The organism is Streptomyces glaucescens (genome assembly GCF_002154375.1).
In the GTDB taxonomy this organism is placed as follows: Bacteria; Actinomycetota; Actinomycetes; order Streptomycetales; family Streptomycetaceae; genus Streptomyces; species Streptomyces glaucescens.
The window spans coordinates 1-15,055 of the sequence record NZ_MUND01000470.1 but is presented as its reverse complement, the minus strand read 5'-3'; the positions used below and the strand labels follow the sequence as shown (position 1 = coordinate 15,055).

12 protein-coding genes and 1 pseudogene are annotated in these 15,055 nt (G+C 71.1%); 4 read left to right on the top strand and 9 right to left on the bottom strand.

Annotated features, from left to right (window positions below; genetic code table 11):
- A pseudogene (locus CCN42_RS28270) lies at positions 1 to 192 on the bottom strand (FAD-dependent thymidylate synthase); the annotation flags it as partial.
- 158 nt (positions 193 to 350) lie between these two features.
- On the opposite strand from CCN42_RS28270, the gene CCN42_RS28265 reads away from it, so the two are divergent.
- Together CCN42_RS28265 and CCN42_RS28260 are read left to right on the top strand one after the other, a co-directional pair.
- On the top strand, positions 351 to 590 hold the full coding sequence (locus CCN42_RS28265; RefSeq protein WP_086739843.1) for a hypothetical protein: 240 nt from the start codon (positions 351 to 353) through the stop codon (positions 588 to 590).
- A 101-nt stretch (positions 591 to 691) separates the two neighbouring features.
- Positions 692 to 1,246 (top strand): hypothetical protein, encoded by a 555-nt coding sequence (locus tag CCN42_RS28260; RefSeq protein ID WP_086739841.1) that lies wholly within the window; start codon positions 692 to 694, stop codon positions 1,244 to 1,246.
- A 74-nt stretch (positions 1,247 to 1,320) separates the two neighbouring features.
- Here the strand turns inward: CCN42_RS28260 and CCN42_RS28255 are convergent, their stop codons facing one another.
- The 5 genes from CCN42_RS28255 to rpsO form a co-directional block, all read right to left on the bottom strand.
- The gene (locus tag CCN42_RS28255; RefSeq protein ID WP_086739839.1) at positions 1,321 to 1,773 is read right to left on the bottom strand and encodes a tetratricopeptide repeat protein; all 453 of its coding nucleotides are present in this window, start codon (positions 1,771 to 1,773) and stop codon (positions 1,321 to 1,323) included.
- 8 nt (positions 1,774 to 1,781) lie between these two features.
- Entirely contained in the window at positions 1,782 to 2,534 is a 753-nt protein-coding gene (gene dapB, locus CCN42_RS28250) for a 4-hydroxy-tetrahydrodipicolinate reductase (RefSeq protein ID WP_086739837.1), read from the bottom strand.
- Positions 2,535 to 2,559: 25 nt separating this feature from the next.
- Complete coding sequence (locus CCN42_RS28245; protein ID WP_086739835.1) at positions 2,560 to 3,939, bottom strand: M16 family metallopeptidase; 1,380 nt, start codon at positions 3,937 to 3,939, stop codon at positions 2,560 to 2,562.
- Positions 3,936 to 6,170 carry a polyribonucleotide nucleotidyltransferase gene (locus tag CCN42_RS28240; protein ID WP_086739833.1) on the bottom strand — a complete coding sequence of 745 codons (2,235 nt, stop codon included), beginning with the start codon at positions 6,168 to 6,170 and terminating at the stop codon, positions 3,936 to 3,938. The genes CCN42_RS28245 and CCN42_RS28240 overlap by 4 nt, the downstream gene beginning before the upstream one ends.
- A gap of 317 nt (positions 6,171 to 6,487) precedes the next feature.
- Positions 6,488 to 6,775, bottom strand: a complete 288-nt coding sequence (rpsO, locus tag CCN42_RS28235; RefSeq protein ID WP_004924725.1) for a 30S ribosomal protein S15 — start codon at positions 6,773 to 6,775, stop codon at positions 6,488 to 6,490.
- A gap of 267 nt (positions 6,776 to 7,042) precedes the next feature.
- Here rpsO and CCN42_RS28230 point away from each other — a divergent pair, with 267 nt between their 5' ends.
- On the top strand, positions 7,043 to 7,318 hold the full coding sequence (locus CCN42_RS28230) for a DUF397 domain-containing protein (protein WP_086170610.1): 276 nt from the start codon (positions 7,043 to 7,045) through the stop codon (positions 7,316 to 7,318).
- A 67-nt stretch (positions 7,319 to 7,385) separates the two neighbouring features.
- On the opposite strand, the gene CCN42_RS28225 is transcribed toward CCN42_RS28230, so the two are convergent.
- Positions 7,386 to 8,897, bottom strand: a complete 1,512-nt coding sequence (locus tag CCN42_RS28225; protein ID WP_245877501.1) for a PQQ-binding-like beta-propeller repeat protein — start codon at positions 8,895 to 8,897, stop codon at positions 7,386 to 7,388.
- A gap of 34 nt (positions 8,898 to 8,931) precedes the next feature.
- Positions 8,932 to 10,440: a type VII secretion integral membrane protein EccD gene (gene eccD, locus CCN42_RS28220; RefSeq protein WP_086739845.1), complete on the bottom strand. Its 1,509-nt coding sequence runs from the start codon at positions 10,438 to 10,440 to the stop codon at positions 8,932 to 8,934.
- 340 nt (positions 10,441 to 10,780) lie between these two features.
- Here eccD and eccCa point away from each other — a divergent pair, with 340 nt between their 5' ends.
- Positions 10,781 to 14,752 (top strand): type VII secretion protein EccCa, encoded by a 3,972-nt coding sequence (gene eccCa / locus CCN42_RS28215; protein ID WP_086739831.1) that lies wholly within the window; start codon positions 10,781 to 10,783, stop codon positions 14,750 to 14,752.
- 90 nt (positions 14,753 to 14,842) lie between these two features.
- On the opposite strand, the gene CCN42_RS42750 is transcribed toward eccCa, so the two are convergent.
- The coding region (locus CCN42_RS42750) for a hypothetical protein (RefSeq protein WP_158102137.1) at positions 14,843 to 15,055 on the bottom strand (213 nt) is incomplete at its 5' end.

Sequence of the window (15,055 nt, the reverse complement as noted above, 5' to 3'; positions counted from 1 at the left end):
CCTCATCAGGTAGTTGATCAGTCCCCTGGAGCGCTCGGGGTCCTTCTGGAGCTCGGCGAGGGAATGCTCGCCGAGGGTCGAGACACGAGCGGCGAAGAGGACGTCCGAGTCGGACGCGCTGGACTTCACCAGCTCGACCGTGACGTCACTGCGCAGGGTGATGTCGGGGTGGGGGGCGTCGGCGGAGGTCAAGAGGGTCCTTCCCATCACGGCTGAGGTGCGGCGTCCACTTTACTCAGTGCCATACGGGAAGTTTTTCCCGGTAATCCGGCACTTCTCCGGGTACTCACGCGTCTGTGTTGGTGACGACAACCGTCCCGATCCCATCCCGGAGAGGAGCAAGTGCCTCCATGTTCCGTCGGCGCGAGCCCGTGCCCTTCGCCTTCGTCGCCGAAGCCGACAGGTTCCGCAGCAACGTCACTCCCCCGCCCCGCGAGCGGGCGTCCCTCGGTGAGCTGGCCGGGCGCACACTGCTCGGCCTGACCATCGTCGCCGCGCTGGTGGGGTCCCTGGTGGTGGGGATGCCGGCGCTGGAGCTCGACCAGGCGTCCGCTCCGTCCCAGCAGTCCCAGGCCTCCGACGGGCGCTGAGCCCCGGCCGACCCGGACGGCCCCCCTAGGGTGGTGGGGCGGCACCCAGGTCGATAGCCTCACCGGGCACAGCCCGCGCCTGGATCGAGTGAGGACCCGACGTGCCCCTGCCCTTTCTGACGGCCGACCGAGCCTTCGATGCGGCGGACGATGTCGCGCTGCCGTTCGACGACCGAGACCGTTGGCGGCGTCCCTACCGGCCCGGTCCCTGGCGGGTGGGCGTGGCGGCGATCTGGCTGCTGCTCGCCTCGTACGTGCTGTTCGCGGCGGTCGTCATCGCGCTGACCGGCACCCCGGCCGAGGGCGGTGTGGTCTTCGGCGTCGCGCTGGTGATGATCGCCGTCGCCCTGCGGATGCTGCGCATGGGCGTCTGGGTGAGCACGCGGGGGCTGCGCCAGGTGGGCTTCTTCCGTACCCGCACGATGTCCTGGGACCGGGTGGTGGCCGTACGGACGGTGCAGCAGCCGGTGCGCTGGCTGGGGCTGCCGCGCGCGGTGCAGGGGCAGGCGCTGACCCTCGTCCGCGACGGCCGGGCCACCGGCGATCTGCCGCCGCTGCTGACCACGCACAACGCCGACTTCCTGGCCCGGATCGAGGCCTTCGACCGGGCGGCGGACGCGGTGGAGGCGTGGGCGGCGGAGTACGGGCGCGGCTGAGCGAGGAGAACACGTGAGAGGGGCCGGTCCGCGGCGTGCGGACCGGCCCCTCTCATGTTCGCGGGTGGTTCGGTTCAGGCCTCGGCGGTCCTGCCGTCGTGCAGGGCGATGGCGCGTTGCATCGCCTTGCGGGCGCGCGGGGTGTCGCGGGCGTCGTGGTAGGCGACGGCGAGGCGGAACCAGGTGCGCCAGTCGTCCGGGGCCGCCTCGGTCTCGGCCCGGCGCCGGGCGAACACCTCGTCGGCCGAGTCACGGTCGATCCGGCCGCTGGGCAGGCGCTTCAGCTCGTCGACGGGGAGTCCGCCCTCGGCGTCGAGTTCGGCGGCGAGGGCGTTGGCCTTGCGGACGAACTGGGTGTTCTTCCACAGGAACCACACCCCGATGACCGGCAGGATCAGCACCGCGACGCCGAAGGTCACGGTGAGCGGGGTGCCGGACTGGATGAGCAGGACGCCACGGCTGCCGACCAGGAGGAAGTAGAACACCAGGACGGCGGCCGTGACGGCGTAGGACAGCTTGGCTCGCATGGTGCCGGTCAGCCCAGGTCCAGGAAGTTTTCCAGGCCGAAGGTGAGGCCCGGGGTGGTCACCACGCGGCGGGCACCCAGCAGGATGCCGGGCATGAAGCTGCTGTGGTGCAGCGAGTCGTGCCGGACGGTGAGGGTCTCGCCCTCACCGCCCAGCAGGACCTCCTGGTGGGCCAGGAGGCCGCGCAGGCGAACCGCGTGAACGGGCACGCCGTCGACGTTCGCGCCCCGGGCGCCGTCCAGGGCGGTCGCCGTGGCGTCCGGGGCCGGAGCGGTGCCGGCGGCGCGGCGGGCCTCGGCGATGAGCTGGGCGGTGCGGGTGGCGGTGCCGCTCGGGGCGTCCACCTTGTTCGGGTGGTGCAGCTCGACGACCTCGACCGACTCGAAGTACGGCGCGGCGATCTGCGCGAACTTCATCGTCAGGACGGCCCCGATCGAGAAGTTCGGGGCGATCAGGACGCCCGTCCTCGGGGAGTCGGCCAGCCAGCCGTTCAGCTGCGCGAGACGCTCCTCGGTCCAGCCCGTCGTACCGACGACGGCGTGGATGCCGTGACGTACGCAGAAGTCGAGGTTGTCCATCACCGAGTCGGGCGTGGTCAGCTCGACGGCGACCTCGGCGCCGGCCGCGGTCAGCGTCTCCAGCGTGTCACCCCGGCCGAGAGCGGCCACCAGCTCCATGTCCTCGGCGGCCTCGACCGCCCGGACCGCCTCGGATCCGATCCGGCCCTTGGCACCGAGGACCGCCACACGCAGCTTGCTCATCTTCTTGCTTCCTAACGGGAGGTGACTAGGCCACGACGTCGTGCAGCCGCGCGGCCTGCTTGTCCTTCAGCGGGCCGATGACCGACAGCGAGGGCCGCCGGCCCAGGATGTCGCGGGCGACCTCACGGACGTCGTCCGGGGTGACCGAGGCTATCCGGGCCAGCATGTCGTCGACCGACATCTGCTCGCCCCAGCACAGCTCGCTCTTGCCGATACGGTTCATCAGCGCGCCGGTGTCCTCCAGGCCGAGGACGGTGGAGCCGCGCAGCTGGCCGACGGCGCGGTCGATCTCCTCGTCGGACAGACCGTGCTCGGCGACGTGGTCCAGCTCGTCGCGGCAGATCTTCAGCACGTCGTGCACCTGCGACGGGCGGCAGCCCGCATACACGCCGAACAGACCGCAGTCGGCGAAGCCCGAGGTGTACGAGTACACGCTGTAGGCCAGGCCGCGCTTCTCACGGACCTCCTGGAACAGCCGGGAGGACATGCCGCCGCCGAGGGCGGTGTTCAGCACGCCCAGGGCCCAGCGGCGCTCGTCCGTGCGGGCCAGACCGGGCATGCCGAGCACGATGTGCGCCTGCTCGGTCTTGCGGCCGAGCAGCTCGACGCGGCCGGCGGTGCGCACGGTCCGCTGCCCGGCGCGCGGGCCGGCCGGCCGGGCGTCCAGGTCCTTCAGCGCGCCGGCCTTCTCGAAGGCGGCGCGGACCTGGCGTACGACCTTGTTGTGGTCGATGTTGCCGGCGCAGGCGACCACCAGGTGGGTCGGGTCGTAGTGCTTCTTGTAGAAGCGGCGGATGCGGTCGGCGGTGAGGGCGTTGACCGTGTCGACGGTGCCGAGGACCGGGCGGCCGAGGGGGTTGTCGCCGAACATGGTGTGCGCGAACAGGTCGTGCACGCAGTCACCCGGGTCGTCCTCGGTCATGGCGATCTCTTCGAGGATGGCACCGCGCTCGACGTTGACGTCCTCCTCGAGGATCAGGGAGTCCGTGAGCATGTCGCAGACGACGTCGATGGCGAGCGGCAGGTCGGTGTCGAGCACGCGCGCGTAGTAGCACGTGTACTCCTTGGCCGTGAACGCGTTCATCTCGCCGCCGACGGCGTCGACGGCCGAGGAGATGTCCAGGGCGGACCTGCGGTTCGTGCCCTTGAAGAGCAGGTGCTCCAGGTAGTGCGTGGCGCCGTTCAGCGCCGGGGTCTCGTCGCGGGAGCCGACGTGCGCCCAGATGCCGAAGGTCGCGGAGCGGACCGAGGGCAGGGTCTCGGTGACGATGCGCAGGCCGCCCGGGAGGGTGGTCTTGCGGACCGTGCCGATGCCGTTCATGCCCTTGATGAGGGTTTGGGTACGGGCGACGGCCCGCGCCTCCGAGGAGGTGCGGGCCGTCGCCTTGGAGCCACGGGACGTCACTGGTCGGCGTCGTCCTTCGTCGTCTCGTCGGCGCCGCTGTCGGACTCGTCCTCGCCCTCGATCACGGGGACGAGGGAGAGCTTGCCGCGGGAGTCGATCTCGGCGATCTCGACCTGGACCTTCTGGCCCACGCCGAGGACGTCCTCGACGTTCTCCACGCGCTTGCCGCCGGCCAGCTTGCGGATCTGCGAGATGTGCAGCAGACCGTCCTTGCCGGGCAGCAGGGAGACGAACGCGCCGAAGGTGGTCGTCTTCACGACCGTGCCCAGGTAGCGCTCGCCGACCTCGGGCATCGTCGGGTTGGCGATGCCGTTGATCGTGGCGCGGGCGGCCTCGGCGGACGGGCCGTCGGCGGCACCGATGTAGATCGTGCCGTCGTCCTCGATGGTGATCTCGGCGCCCGTGTCCTCCTGGATCTGGTTGATCATCTTGCCCTTGGGGCCGATGACCTCACCGATCTTGTCGACCGGGATCTTCACGGTGATGATCCGCGGCGCGTTCGGGGACATCTCGTCGGGCCGGTCGATGGCCTCCATCATCACGTCGAGGATGTGGAGACGCGCGTCGCGGGCCTGCTTGAGGGCGGCGGCCAGGACGGAGGCCGGGATACCGTCCAGCTTGGTGTCGAGCTGGAGGGCGGTCACGAACTCCTTGGTGCCGGCAACCTTGAAGTCCATGTCGCCGAAGGCGTCCTCCGCACCGAGGATGTCGGTGAGGGTGACGTAGTGCGTCTCGCCGTCGATCTCCTGGGAGATCAGACCCATGGCGATACCGGCGACCGGGGCCTTCAGCGGCACACCGGCGTTCAGCAGCGACATGGTGGAGGCGCAGACCGAGCCCATGGACGTCGAGCCGTTCGAGCTGAGCGCCTCGGAGACCTGGCGGATCGCGTAGGGGAACTCCTCGCGGGTCGGCAGGACCGGGACCAGGGCGCGCTCGGCGAGGGCGCCGTGGCCGATCTCGCGGCGCTTCGGGGAGCCGACGCGGCCGGTCTCGCCGGTGGAGTACGGCGGGAAGTTGTAGTTGTGCATGTAGCGCTTGCGGGTCACCGGGGAGAGGGTGTCCAGCTGCTGCTCCATGCGCAGCATGTTCAGGGTGGTGACGCCCAGGATCTGGGTCTCGCCACGCTCGAACACGGCCGAGCCGTGGACCCGCGGGATGGCCTCGACCTCGGCGGCCAGGGTGCGGATGTCCGTCAGGCCGCGGCCGTCGATCCGCTTCTTCTCCTTGATCACGCGCTCGCGGACCAGCTGCTTGGTGAGCGAGCGGTACGCGGCGGAGATCTCCTTCTCGCGGCCCTCGAACTCCGGCAGGAGCTTCTCGGCGGCGAGCGCCTTGACGCGGTCCAGCTCGGACTCGCGCTCCTGCTTGCCGCCGATGGTGAGCGCCTGGGCCAGCTCGGGCTTGACGGCGGCGCTGAGCGCCTCGAAGACGTCGTCCTGGTAGTCCAGGAAGATCGGGAACTCGGCGGTCGGCTTGGCGGCCTTGGACGCGAGGTCCGACTGCGCCTTGCAGAGCACCTTGATGAAGGGCTTCGAGGCTTCCAGACCGGCGGCGACGACCTCCTCGGTCGGCGCCTCGGCGCCGCCCTCGACCAGCTTGATCGTCTTCTCGGTGGCCTCGGCCTCGACCATCATGATCGCGACGTCGCCGTCCTCCAGGACGCGGCCCGCGACGACCATGTCGAAGACGGCGTCCTCGAGCTCGGTGTGCGTCGGGAAGGCCACCCACTGGCCGCGGATCAGCGCGACGCGGACGCCGCCGATCGGGCCGGAGAAGGGCAGGCCGGCCAGCTGCGTGGACGCGGACGCGGCGTTGATCGCCACGACGTCGTACAGGTGGTCGGGGTTGAGCGCCATGATCGTGGCGACGACCTGGATCTCGTTGCGCAGGCCCTTCTTGAAGGACGGGCGCAGCGGGCGGTCGATGAGGCGGCAGGTGAGGATGGCGTCCTCGGAGGGCCGGCCCTCACGGCGGAAGAAGCTGCCGGGGATCTTGCCGGCGGCGTACATCCGCTCCTCGACGTCCACCGTCAGGGGGAAGAAGTCGAGCTGGTCCTTGGGCTGCTTGGAGGCGGTGGTGGCCGACAGCACCATGGTGTCGTCGTCCAGGTACGCCACGGCGGAACCGGCGGCCTGCTTGGCGAGGCGGCCCGTCTCGAAGCGGATGGTGCGGGTACCGAAAGAGCCGTTGTCGATGACGGCCTCGGCGTAGTGGGTCTCGTTCTCCACTAGCGATCTCTCCGTTTTGTTGTCGTCTTTCGTCCCTCGACTGCCCGTGTGGCAGGGGGACATTCCGGAGATGCGCGCCGTGCTGTGCGGGCCGGTCTTCGATCGAAGCACCCGGGGCTCGCTTCCCCCCGGGGGCCACTACCGAGGACCGGCGGCGGCGTGGTGCGCGTCTCCTCGTTCTGTGTCGCACGTCGTTCTGCGCCGTGCGGCACGCGTTACATGCGTTGTGCTACCACACTACAAAGGTGTGGTGACAGTCCGCACGTACAGCAAAGGGAGCGGCCCCCTCACGTGGGAACCGCTCCCTGCACGCCGAGTTACTTGGCGCCCGCCGCACCGCGGCGGATGCCCAGGCGGTCGACCAGCGCACGGAAGCGCTGGATGTCCTTCTTGGCGAGGTACTGCAGCAGGCGACGGCGCTGACCGACCAGGATCAGCAGGCCACGCCGGGAGTGGTGGTCGTGCTTGTGGGTCTTCAGGTGCTCCGTCAGGTCGGAGATCCGACGGGAGAGCAGAGCGACCTGGACCTCGGGGGAGCCGGTGTCACCCTCCTTGGTACCGAACTCGGAGATGATCTGCTTCTTCACTGCGGCGTCGAGCGACACGCGTACTCCTCATAGTCTGTGAGTGGCCACCGAGTGCCCCCGGTCTGCTTCTCGGGGGATCTTCCGTGACTCGGAAGGCGGGGATCCGCTGGGCGCGGCCTCCAGAGCGGTGCTCCGGGGGCGCGTACACAAACGGCCGTCACTCAGGGTACCAGCCCGTGGACGGCGCCCGTCCCGCGGTACCGGAACCGGCCCGGCGGCGGGGGTACGGCCACTAGGGTGAGCCGTTGTACATGGTCGGGCACGCGGGGAAGGGGCCGGTGCGGCATGGCGGAGACGGAAGCGGAGACCAAGGCGCGCAAGGAGCGGGAGCGGGACGAGCTGTACGCCCTCGACATCTCCGGGGTGGAGTGGCACGGCGCGCCGGGCACCGAGGAGCACGAGGAACGCGTCGAGATCGCCTATCTGCCCGGTGGCGCCGTGGCCATGCGGTCCTCGCTCGACCCGGGCACCGTGCTGCGGTACACCGAGGCGGAGTGGCGGGCCTTCGTGCTGGGGGCGCGGGACGGGGAGTTCGATCTGGAGCCGGCGCCCGAGCAGTAGCCGCGGTACGCGCGCGTGGGGCACCCGCTGGGGTCCCACGCGCGCGTACGTCCCGTTGCCGGCTTCTCTACGGCTTCTTCACCTCGGCGCTTTCGACGCCGAGGGCGAGCCACACCCACGCCTTGCCGTCGGTCGAGTTCTCCGCCGTCCGGGCGCCGAAGAAGAGCCGGCCGTTCTGGACGACGGCGTCGGCGTACTCCATGGAGAGCAGGTTCCAGCCCTCCGACGGAAGGTCGAAGTAGAAGTACGGGGTCTCGGCGCCGGTCTTCGGGTTCAGGCTGACCAACGCCGTGGGGGAAATGTGGTCGCTGCTCTCGCGCAGCGCGAGGAGCTGGTCGCCGCTCATCCGCAGGGGGCGGAGCAGGGCGTTGGGCCCGGACTCGAACTTCTTGACCGAGTGGCCCGTGGCCAGGTCGAAACCGATGATCCAGTTGGCGTTGTGGACCAGGTCGCCCTGTTCCTTGCTGGTCAGGAAGACCTGCCCGGCGCCCACCGCGACGGACGGGCACTCGTCGGCGGCGAGATAGGTGATCTCGTCGCTGCATTCCGCGACGTACGCGCCGCGCTGCAGCGGGACGGTGGCGCGGTACTCGCCGCGCTCGTCGAGCGAGATGATCTCGGTGATGCCGATGTCGCCGGCCGAGGTGGCGAGGACGGCGGGGGCGGAGGACACGATCCGGACGTCCTTGACGCCGGTGGCGGGCTCGTACGTCCACCGGGTGGCGCCGGTGCCCGGGTCGAGACCGCGCACCTCGAAGGTGCTTCCCTGGCTGACCGGGGCATCCTCCTGCCAGCAGGAGAAGCGGACGACGAGGCCCTTGCCGCCGCCCGCGCCGCTGGCGTCGCAATTCCTGCCCGCCTTCGCCCGCCAGCGCAGCTTGCCCCCGTCCATGTCGTACGCGTCCGTGCCGCCGCCCCAGGTCACGACCACCACGGCATGCGTGAGCGTCACGCCTGGCGTCTCCTGGCTGCCCGCGTCATCGGGGGTGCCGAGGCCGTTGCCGGAGATCGGGAACTCGGCCTGCCACACCAGCTCGCCGTCGTCGAGGTCGACGAAGGCGACGTGGTTGCAGAGGGATTCCTTGTCCTCGTTGTCCCTGAAGAGGACGGCGGTCCGGTTCTCGACGGTGACATGCCGGGTCCTGCCGCAGATCGGTCCGCCCAGCGAGAGTTTCCAGGCCTCGTCGCCGACGGCGGCGTCCGTGCCCATCCTCAGGCCGATGAGGGTCTTGTTGATGCCCTTGGCGAGGATCTTGTCCGTCGCCCACAGGCCCGGCATCTCGTAGCGCTCGCCGGGGCTCATGTCGTCGGCGGAGAAACGTACGGCCATGACGCCCCGGTTGCCGGCGGGGCGTCGCTCGACGGTCTCCCGGACGTCGAGCCGGTGCTGGGCCGGCGCGGCCGCCGGTCTGGCGTCGTCCGGTGCCGTTTGCGGCCACCACAGCCAGGCACCGGCGGACAGCGCCAGCGCGACGACGGCGGCCACGGCGGCGAGCAGCGCCGCCCGGCGCTTCCTGCGCTGCCGGTCCGCCGTCACGGAGGACTGGGTGTACACGGACGGAGGCGGGCCGAAGCTCACGGTGCGGGGTCCCTTTCCCTCTGCCTCGGCGGGCTCAGTTGCCGGCCATCGACCGTGCGGACGCGTACACGTCGAACACGGCGAGCGCCAGCGGGACCAGCGTCAGCAGGACGAAGGTCTCGGCGATCTCCACGAAGCGGCCCCAGAAGGGGGTGACGCCGCTGCGCGGGGCGATCAGGCCGATCGCGGTCAGCAGGGCGGCGGTCGCGGCGATCGCGGCGGCGAGCCAGACCGAGCGGATGTCCAGGCCGGTGGTGTCGCCCTGGAGGGCGTCGCGAAGGTAGGCGTTCGGCGGGTTCAGGGCGAGGCCGAGGCCGAGGAAGACCAGCGCGGCGAGACCGGCGGCGAGCGTGGCGCCGACCTGTGCGGTGTAGCGGAACAGGTGGGCCCGCATCAGCATGGCGACGCCGGTGGCCAGGGCCAGGAGCTGCGCCCAGACGTTGTCGGAGAAGCCGAGGACGATCGACGCGCCGACCGTGACGAGCGCGCAGCCACCGACGAGGCCGACCAGCAGTTCGTGGCCGCGGCGGACCTGGGCGGCGATGCGCTGCTGGTCGACGGGCTCCTGCGGGGCGGTCTCCTCGTCGGTGTAGCCGCGGCCGGGGCTGGGCGGTTCGAAGCCGATGGGCAGCCGCGCGAAGCGCATGGACAGGCCGGGCAGGAAGGCGAGCGCGCAGACCGCGAGCGGCGCGCAGACGGCGGCCGTCTCGATGGGCTTCAGCTGCGTGAGGATCGCGAGGAACGTGGTGAGCAGACTGATCGCGGAGGCGAACACGAATGCCACGAACGGGCCGTCGCCGCTGGGCGACACCAGCGTGAGGACCAGGGCGGCGACGAGCACGGCCGCGCACGCGAGCAGGAACTGGAGCCGTCCGATGCCCTGCCCCTCCGACAGCGGGAGCAGTCCGGAGCCCGCCACGGCGATGTTCGGCAGCGCGCCGAGGCCGAGCGCGACCGCCGAGCCGCGGTCGTCGTAGACCCGCGCGCGGACGCAGGCGAGGGTGACCAGGAGGACGCCGGCGACGGCGGCGAGGATGCCCTGGAGGCTGTGCATGTCGTGGCGGAGCTGGGAGTTCCAGACCACGAAGGCGAGCAGCGCGGGCAGGATCCCGCCGGCGACGAGGCCCGCGGCGCGGGTGAGGGTGCCGCTCCACAGCGTGCGGTCCTCGGTGACGGCGGTGGCCACCGCCTCGGAGACGTCGTCGAAGACGGCGGGCGGCAGCGACTCGGCGAACGGACGCAGCGTCAGCAGCTCGCCGTCGAGGATGCGCTGGGCCGCGAAGGACCGGGACCCGTCGAGGACGGTGCCGTCCCGGCGTACGAGGTGGTAGCCGACCGGGGCGCCCTCGGCGGAGGTCTGCCGGGACAGCCGCAGGATCTCCGGGTAGAGGTCGGCGACCGACACGTCGTCGGGCAGGGCCACGTCGATGCGGCTGTCGGGCGCCACGATGGTGACCCGGCAGAATCCGAAGCCGGTGCCCGCCCCGGAAGGGGCTCCGGTGCCCGCTCCGCCGGTCGCGCCGGTCGGCGCGGAGGCCGTCATGCTCACCTGCTGTTCCCCCTCGTCGGTGGTACGGCGGTCCCGGCGCCGAGCGCGCGACCGCCTGTAACGATCCTGTGTACGTTGTGCCGCACCGCCCGTGCCGCCGGTGATGCACCGCGTTGCCCGGGAGCAGCCGGTCCCCGTGCGGGAGGCACTCGCTTCGAACAGTGCGGATTGCCCGGTTCTGCGGGGCCCGATTCGCAACTGTTCACACGTCCCAACGGCACCCTACCGCCCACCGATGTCAGTGGTTGTCAGTAGGATCGCGCTTCGCGACCGACGTTCGCCGGACACGGGGCGGCGAGCGGAACGGTCGGTCCGGCAAGGGAATTGGTGCGAAGTGAGCCACATCGTCGTCAAGCGCCCACCGAGGGCTCTGCCGCGGGAAGTGCCCACGAACGAAGTCGTGTTGCAGCCTCCGCCGGAGCTTCCGCGCGGGGAGCGCGAAGGCGCCCTGATGCAGCTTCTGCCCATGCTCGGCATGGGTGGATCCGTGGTGTTCTTCTTCAACCCGCAGGCCCAGCCCTTCATGAAGATCATGGGCATGGTGATGATCGCCTCGACGATCGCCATGGGCATCGCGATGCTGATCCGTCACCGGCGCGGCACCCAGGGGCAGATCGCCGACATCCGCCGCGACTACCTGCGCTATCTCTCCCAGGCCCGCCGGGCGGCGCAGCAGACCGCCAAGGCCCAGCGCGACGCCCAGTACTACCTGCACCCTTCACCGGAGCAACTGTGGGCACTGGTCGCCGAGGGCAGCCGGGTGTGGGAGCGCCGCGCGGGCGACGAGGACTTCGGGCAGGTGCGCGTGGGCCTCGGCGCGCAGGCCCTGGCGACGCCGCTGGTCCCGCCGGAGAGCGCACCCGTCGACCAGCTGGAGCCGCTGACGGCCGGCGCCATGCAGCGTTTCGTGGCCACCCACAGCACCCTTGAGGACCTGCCCATGGCGGTCTCGCTGCGGGCCTTCTACCACGTGTCGATCAGCGGCGAGCCGGCCACCGTGCGCGGCGCCGCCCGCGCGGTCGCCGCCTCCCTCGCCTCGCTGCACTCCCCCGAGGACCTGGTCGTCGCCGTCGCCACCGGACGCGAGTCGGCGCCCGAGTGGGAGTGGGCCAAGTGGCTGCCGCACGTGCAGGCCAGGGGCGAGGCCGACGGCGCCGGCAGCCGGCGGCTGATCACCACCGACCCGGTCGAGCTGGAGGACCTGCTGGGCACTCGGCTCCAGGGCCGCCCGCGCTTCCACCCGAGCGCGCCGCCGGTGCCCGAGCAGCCGCACCTGGTGGTCGTCCTCGACGGTGTCTCCCTGCCGCCGACCTCGCTGCTGGCCAGCCCGGAGGGGCTCCAGGGCGTCACCGTCCTCGAGGTGGTGCCCGGCGACCTCACCACCGGACGCGGCGACCTGTCCATCGTCGTGCACCCGCGCGAGCTGCGCCTGGAATCCGCGCACGGCATGGTCTACGAGGGCACCCCGGACGTGCTGTCCTACGAGGCCGCGGAGGCCCTGGCGCGCCAGCTGGCGCCGCTGCGCGTGGCGTCCGGCGGCGACGACGACGAACCGCTGCTCGCCAACCTGGAGTTCACCGACCTGCTGAACCTCGGCGACGCGGCGAACGTCGACCCGCGCCGCACCTGGCGGCCGCGCTCGCAGTCCGAGCGGCTGCGGGTGCCGATCGGTGTCGGCGAGGACGGCCGGCCCGTGATGCTCGACCTCAAGGAGGCGGCGCAGGAGGGCATGGGCCCGCACGGCCTGTGCGTCGGCGCGACCGGTTCCGGCAAGTCGGAGCTGCTGCGCACCCTCGTCCTCGGTCTCGCGGTCACGCACTCCTCGGAGACGCTGAACTTCGTCCTCGCGGACTTCAAGGGCGGTGCGACGTTCGCGGGCATGTCCCAGATGCCGCACGTGGCCGCCGTCATCACCAACCTCGCCGACGACCTGACCCTCGTCGACCGCATGGGCGACTCCATCCGCGGTGAGCTGAACCGCCGCCAGGAGATGCTGCGCGACGCGGGCAACTACGCCAACATCCACGCGTACGAGAAGGCCCGCCAGGCCGGTGCCGCGCTCCAGCCGATCCCCTCGCTGGTCCTCGTCATCGACGAGTTCAGCGAGCTGCTCACCGCCAAGCCGGACTTCATCGAGATGTTCGTGCAGATCGGCCGTATCGGCCGCTCGCTCGGCGTGCACCTGCTCCTCGCCTCGCAGCGCCTGGAGGAAGGCCGCCTGCGCGGCCTGGAGACCTACCTCTCGTACCGGATCGGTCTGCGCACGTTCTCCGCGGCCGAGTCACGCGCCGCGATCGGCGTCCCGGACGCCTACGAGCTGCCGAACGTGCCCGGCTCCGGCTTCCTGAAGTTCGGCACGGACGAGATGGTCCGCTTCAAGGCGGCGTACGTCTCCGGCGTGTACCGCTCCAGCTCCCAGCAGGCGGCGGCGTACGGCGGCCCGCTCCCCGTGGACCGCAGGCCCGTGCTCTTCACGGCCTCGCAGGTGCCCGTCCAGTACGTGGCGGTGCCGCAGCAGCGCCAGGAGGAGCCCGACCAGACCGACGACGCGCTCGCCGACACCGTGCTCGACGTCATCGTGCGGCGGCTGGAGGCGCAGGGCCCGGCGGCCCACCAGGTGTGGCTGCCCCCGCTGGACAGCCCGCCGTCGCTGGACTCCCTGCTGCCCGGCCTGGCCGCGGTGCCCGGCCGCGGTCTCACCCAGCCCGGCTACGAGGGCGCGGGACGGCTCGTCATTCCCGTCGGCATCGTCGACAAGCCGTACGAGCAGCGCCGCGACCCGCTGTGGACCGACTTCGGCGGCGCGGCCGGCCACATGCAGATCCTCGGCGGCCCGCAGTCCGGCAAGTCGACCCTGCTGCGCTCGATCATCGCGTCGTTCGCCCTCACCCACACCCCGCAGGAAGTGCAGTTCTACGGGCTGGACTTCGGTGGTGGCGGTCTGTCCTCCGTGGCGGGCCTGCCGCACGTCGGCGGCGTCGCCTCGCGTCTGGACCCGGAGAAGGTGCGGCGCACGGTCGCCGAGGTGTACGGCATCATGACCCGCCGCGAGGAGTACTTCCGTACCGCCGGCATCTCCTCCATCGCCGAGTTCCGCACCCGGCGCGCCCGCGGCGACATCTCCACCACCGACCAGCCGTGGGGCGACGTCTTCCTGGTCATCGACGGCTGGGGCAACTTCCGCCAGGACTACGACGGTCTGGAGCCGGCCGTCCTGGACATCGCGGCCCGCGGTCTCGGTTACGGCATGCACGTGATCCTCACCGCCTCGCGCTCCATGGAGGTCCGCTCCAACCTCAAGGACCACCTGATGAACCGCCTGGAGCTGCGGCTCGGCGACCCCATGGACTCCGAGTTCGACCGCAAGGTCGCGGCCAACGTTCCGACCGGTGTCCCCGGCCGGGGCCAGACTCCGCAGCGGCAGCACTTCATGGCGGCCGTCCCGCGCATCGACGGCCTCTCCTCCGACACGGACCTGGCCGAGGCGACGCAGGCGCTGGCCGCCGAGGTCTCCCGGCACTGGCAGCAGCCCGGCGCCCCGGAGGTCCGCCTGCTCCCCCGCGAGTTCCCGGCGCAGCAGCTCCCGCCCGGGAACCGCTTCCCGAACCGGGGCATCGCCTTCGCGCTGGACGAGGACAACCTCGAGCCGGTGTTCGTGGACTTCGAGCAGGACCCGTTCTTCCTCGTCTTCGGCGAGAGCGAGTCCGGCAAGTCCAACCTGCTCAAGCTGCTCATCCAGCGCCTCACCGAACGCTACGACGGCAACAAGGCGAAGCTGTTCGTGGTCGACAACCGGCGCTCCCTGCTCGGGGTGACCCCCACCTCGCATCTGGCCGAGTACATCCCCATGTCCAACCAGATGCAGCACCACATGGACGCGCTGGCCGACCTGATGCAGCGCCGCACGCCGACCGCCGACGTCACGCCCGAGCAGCTGCGCGACCGCAGCTGGTGGCAGGGCCCCACGGTGTACATCGTCATCGACGACTACGACCTGGTGTCCACGTCCAGCGGCAACCCGCTGTCGGGTCTCACGGAACTGCTCCCGTTCGCCCGGGACGTCGGCGTCCGCTTCATCATCGCCCGCTCCACCGCGGGCGCGGGCCGCGCCGGCTACGAGCCGTTCATGCAGCGCATGAAGGAACTCGGCGCCCAGGGCGTGGTCCTCGCCGGCGACCCGAACGAGGGCGACCTGCTGGGCGGGGTACGGCCGCGGCCGATGCCCGCGGGGCGCGGCACCTTCGTGTCGCGCAAGCGGGGGAAGCCGCTGGTGCAGGTGGGGTTGGTGCCGGACGCCCATCGGTGACGGGCGGTTCGTGACCGGTTCCGGTTCCTGGCACGGGGCCGCTTCCGCTTCGGCGGGGCGGCCCCGTTGCTGTCCGTGGCTGGGAGGGGGTCAGAATACGGGGAGGGCGTAGAGCGATCCGCCGTGTCTGACGAAAGCCCTGTTGCCACCGACCGCCAGGTCTTTCCACTCGGCCTCGGGAAGTTCGTAGGTCCAGCCGGGAAAGCCGTCCTCCACGTTCACCGCGTTCACCTTGATCTTGTACGAGTCGTCGATCGTCCACACACCGGTGCCCTGGATGAGGATGGGGCTGGCAGCGCTGCC

What these genes read in the sequence shown, in the direction of transcription:
- CCN42_RS28265 (WP_086739843.1), top strand. Translation starts at nt 351, where the DNA reads ATGTTCCGTCGGCGCGAGCCCGTGCCCTTCGCCTTCGTCGCCGAAGCC.
- CCN42_RS28255 (WP_086739839.1), bottom strand. Translation starts at nt 1,773, where the DNA reads ATGCGAGCCAAGCTGTCCTACGCCGTCACGGCCGCCGTCCTGGTGTTC.
- dapB (WP_086739837.1), bottom strand. Translation starts at nt 2,534, where the DNA reads ATGAGCAAGCTGCGTGTGGCGGTCCTCGGTGCCAAGGGCCGGATCGGA.
- CCN42_RS28230 (WP_086170610.1), top strand. Translation starts at nt 7,043, where the DNA reads ATGGCGGAGACGGAAGCGGAGACCAAGGCGCGCAAGGAGCGGGAGCGG.
- eccD (WP_086739845.1), bottom strand. Translation starts at nt 10,440, where the DNA reads ATGACGGCCTCCGCGCCGACCGGCGCGACCGGCGGAGCGGGCACCGGA.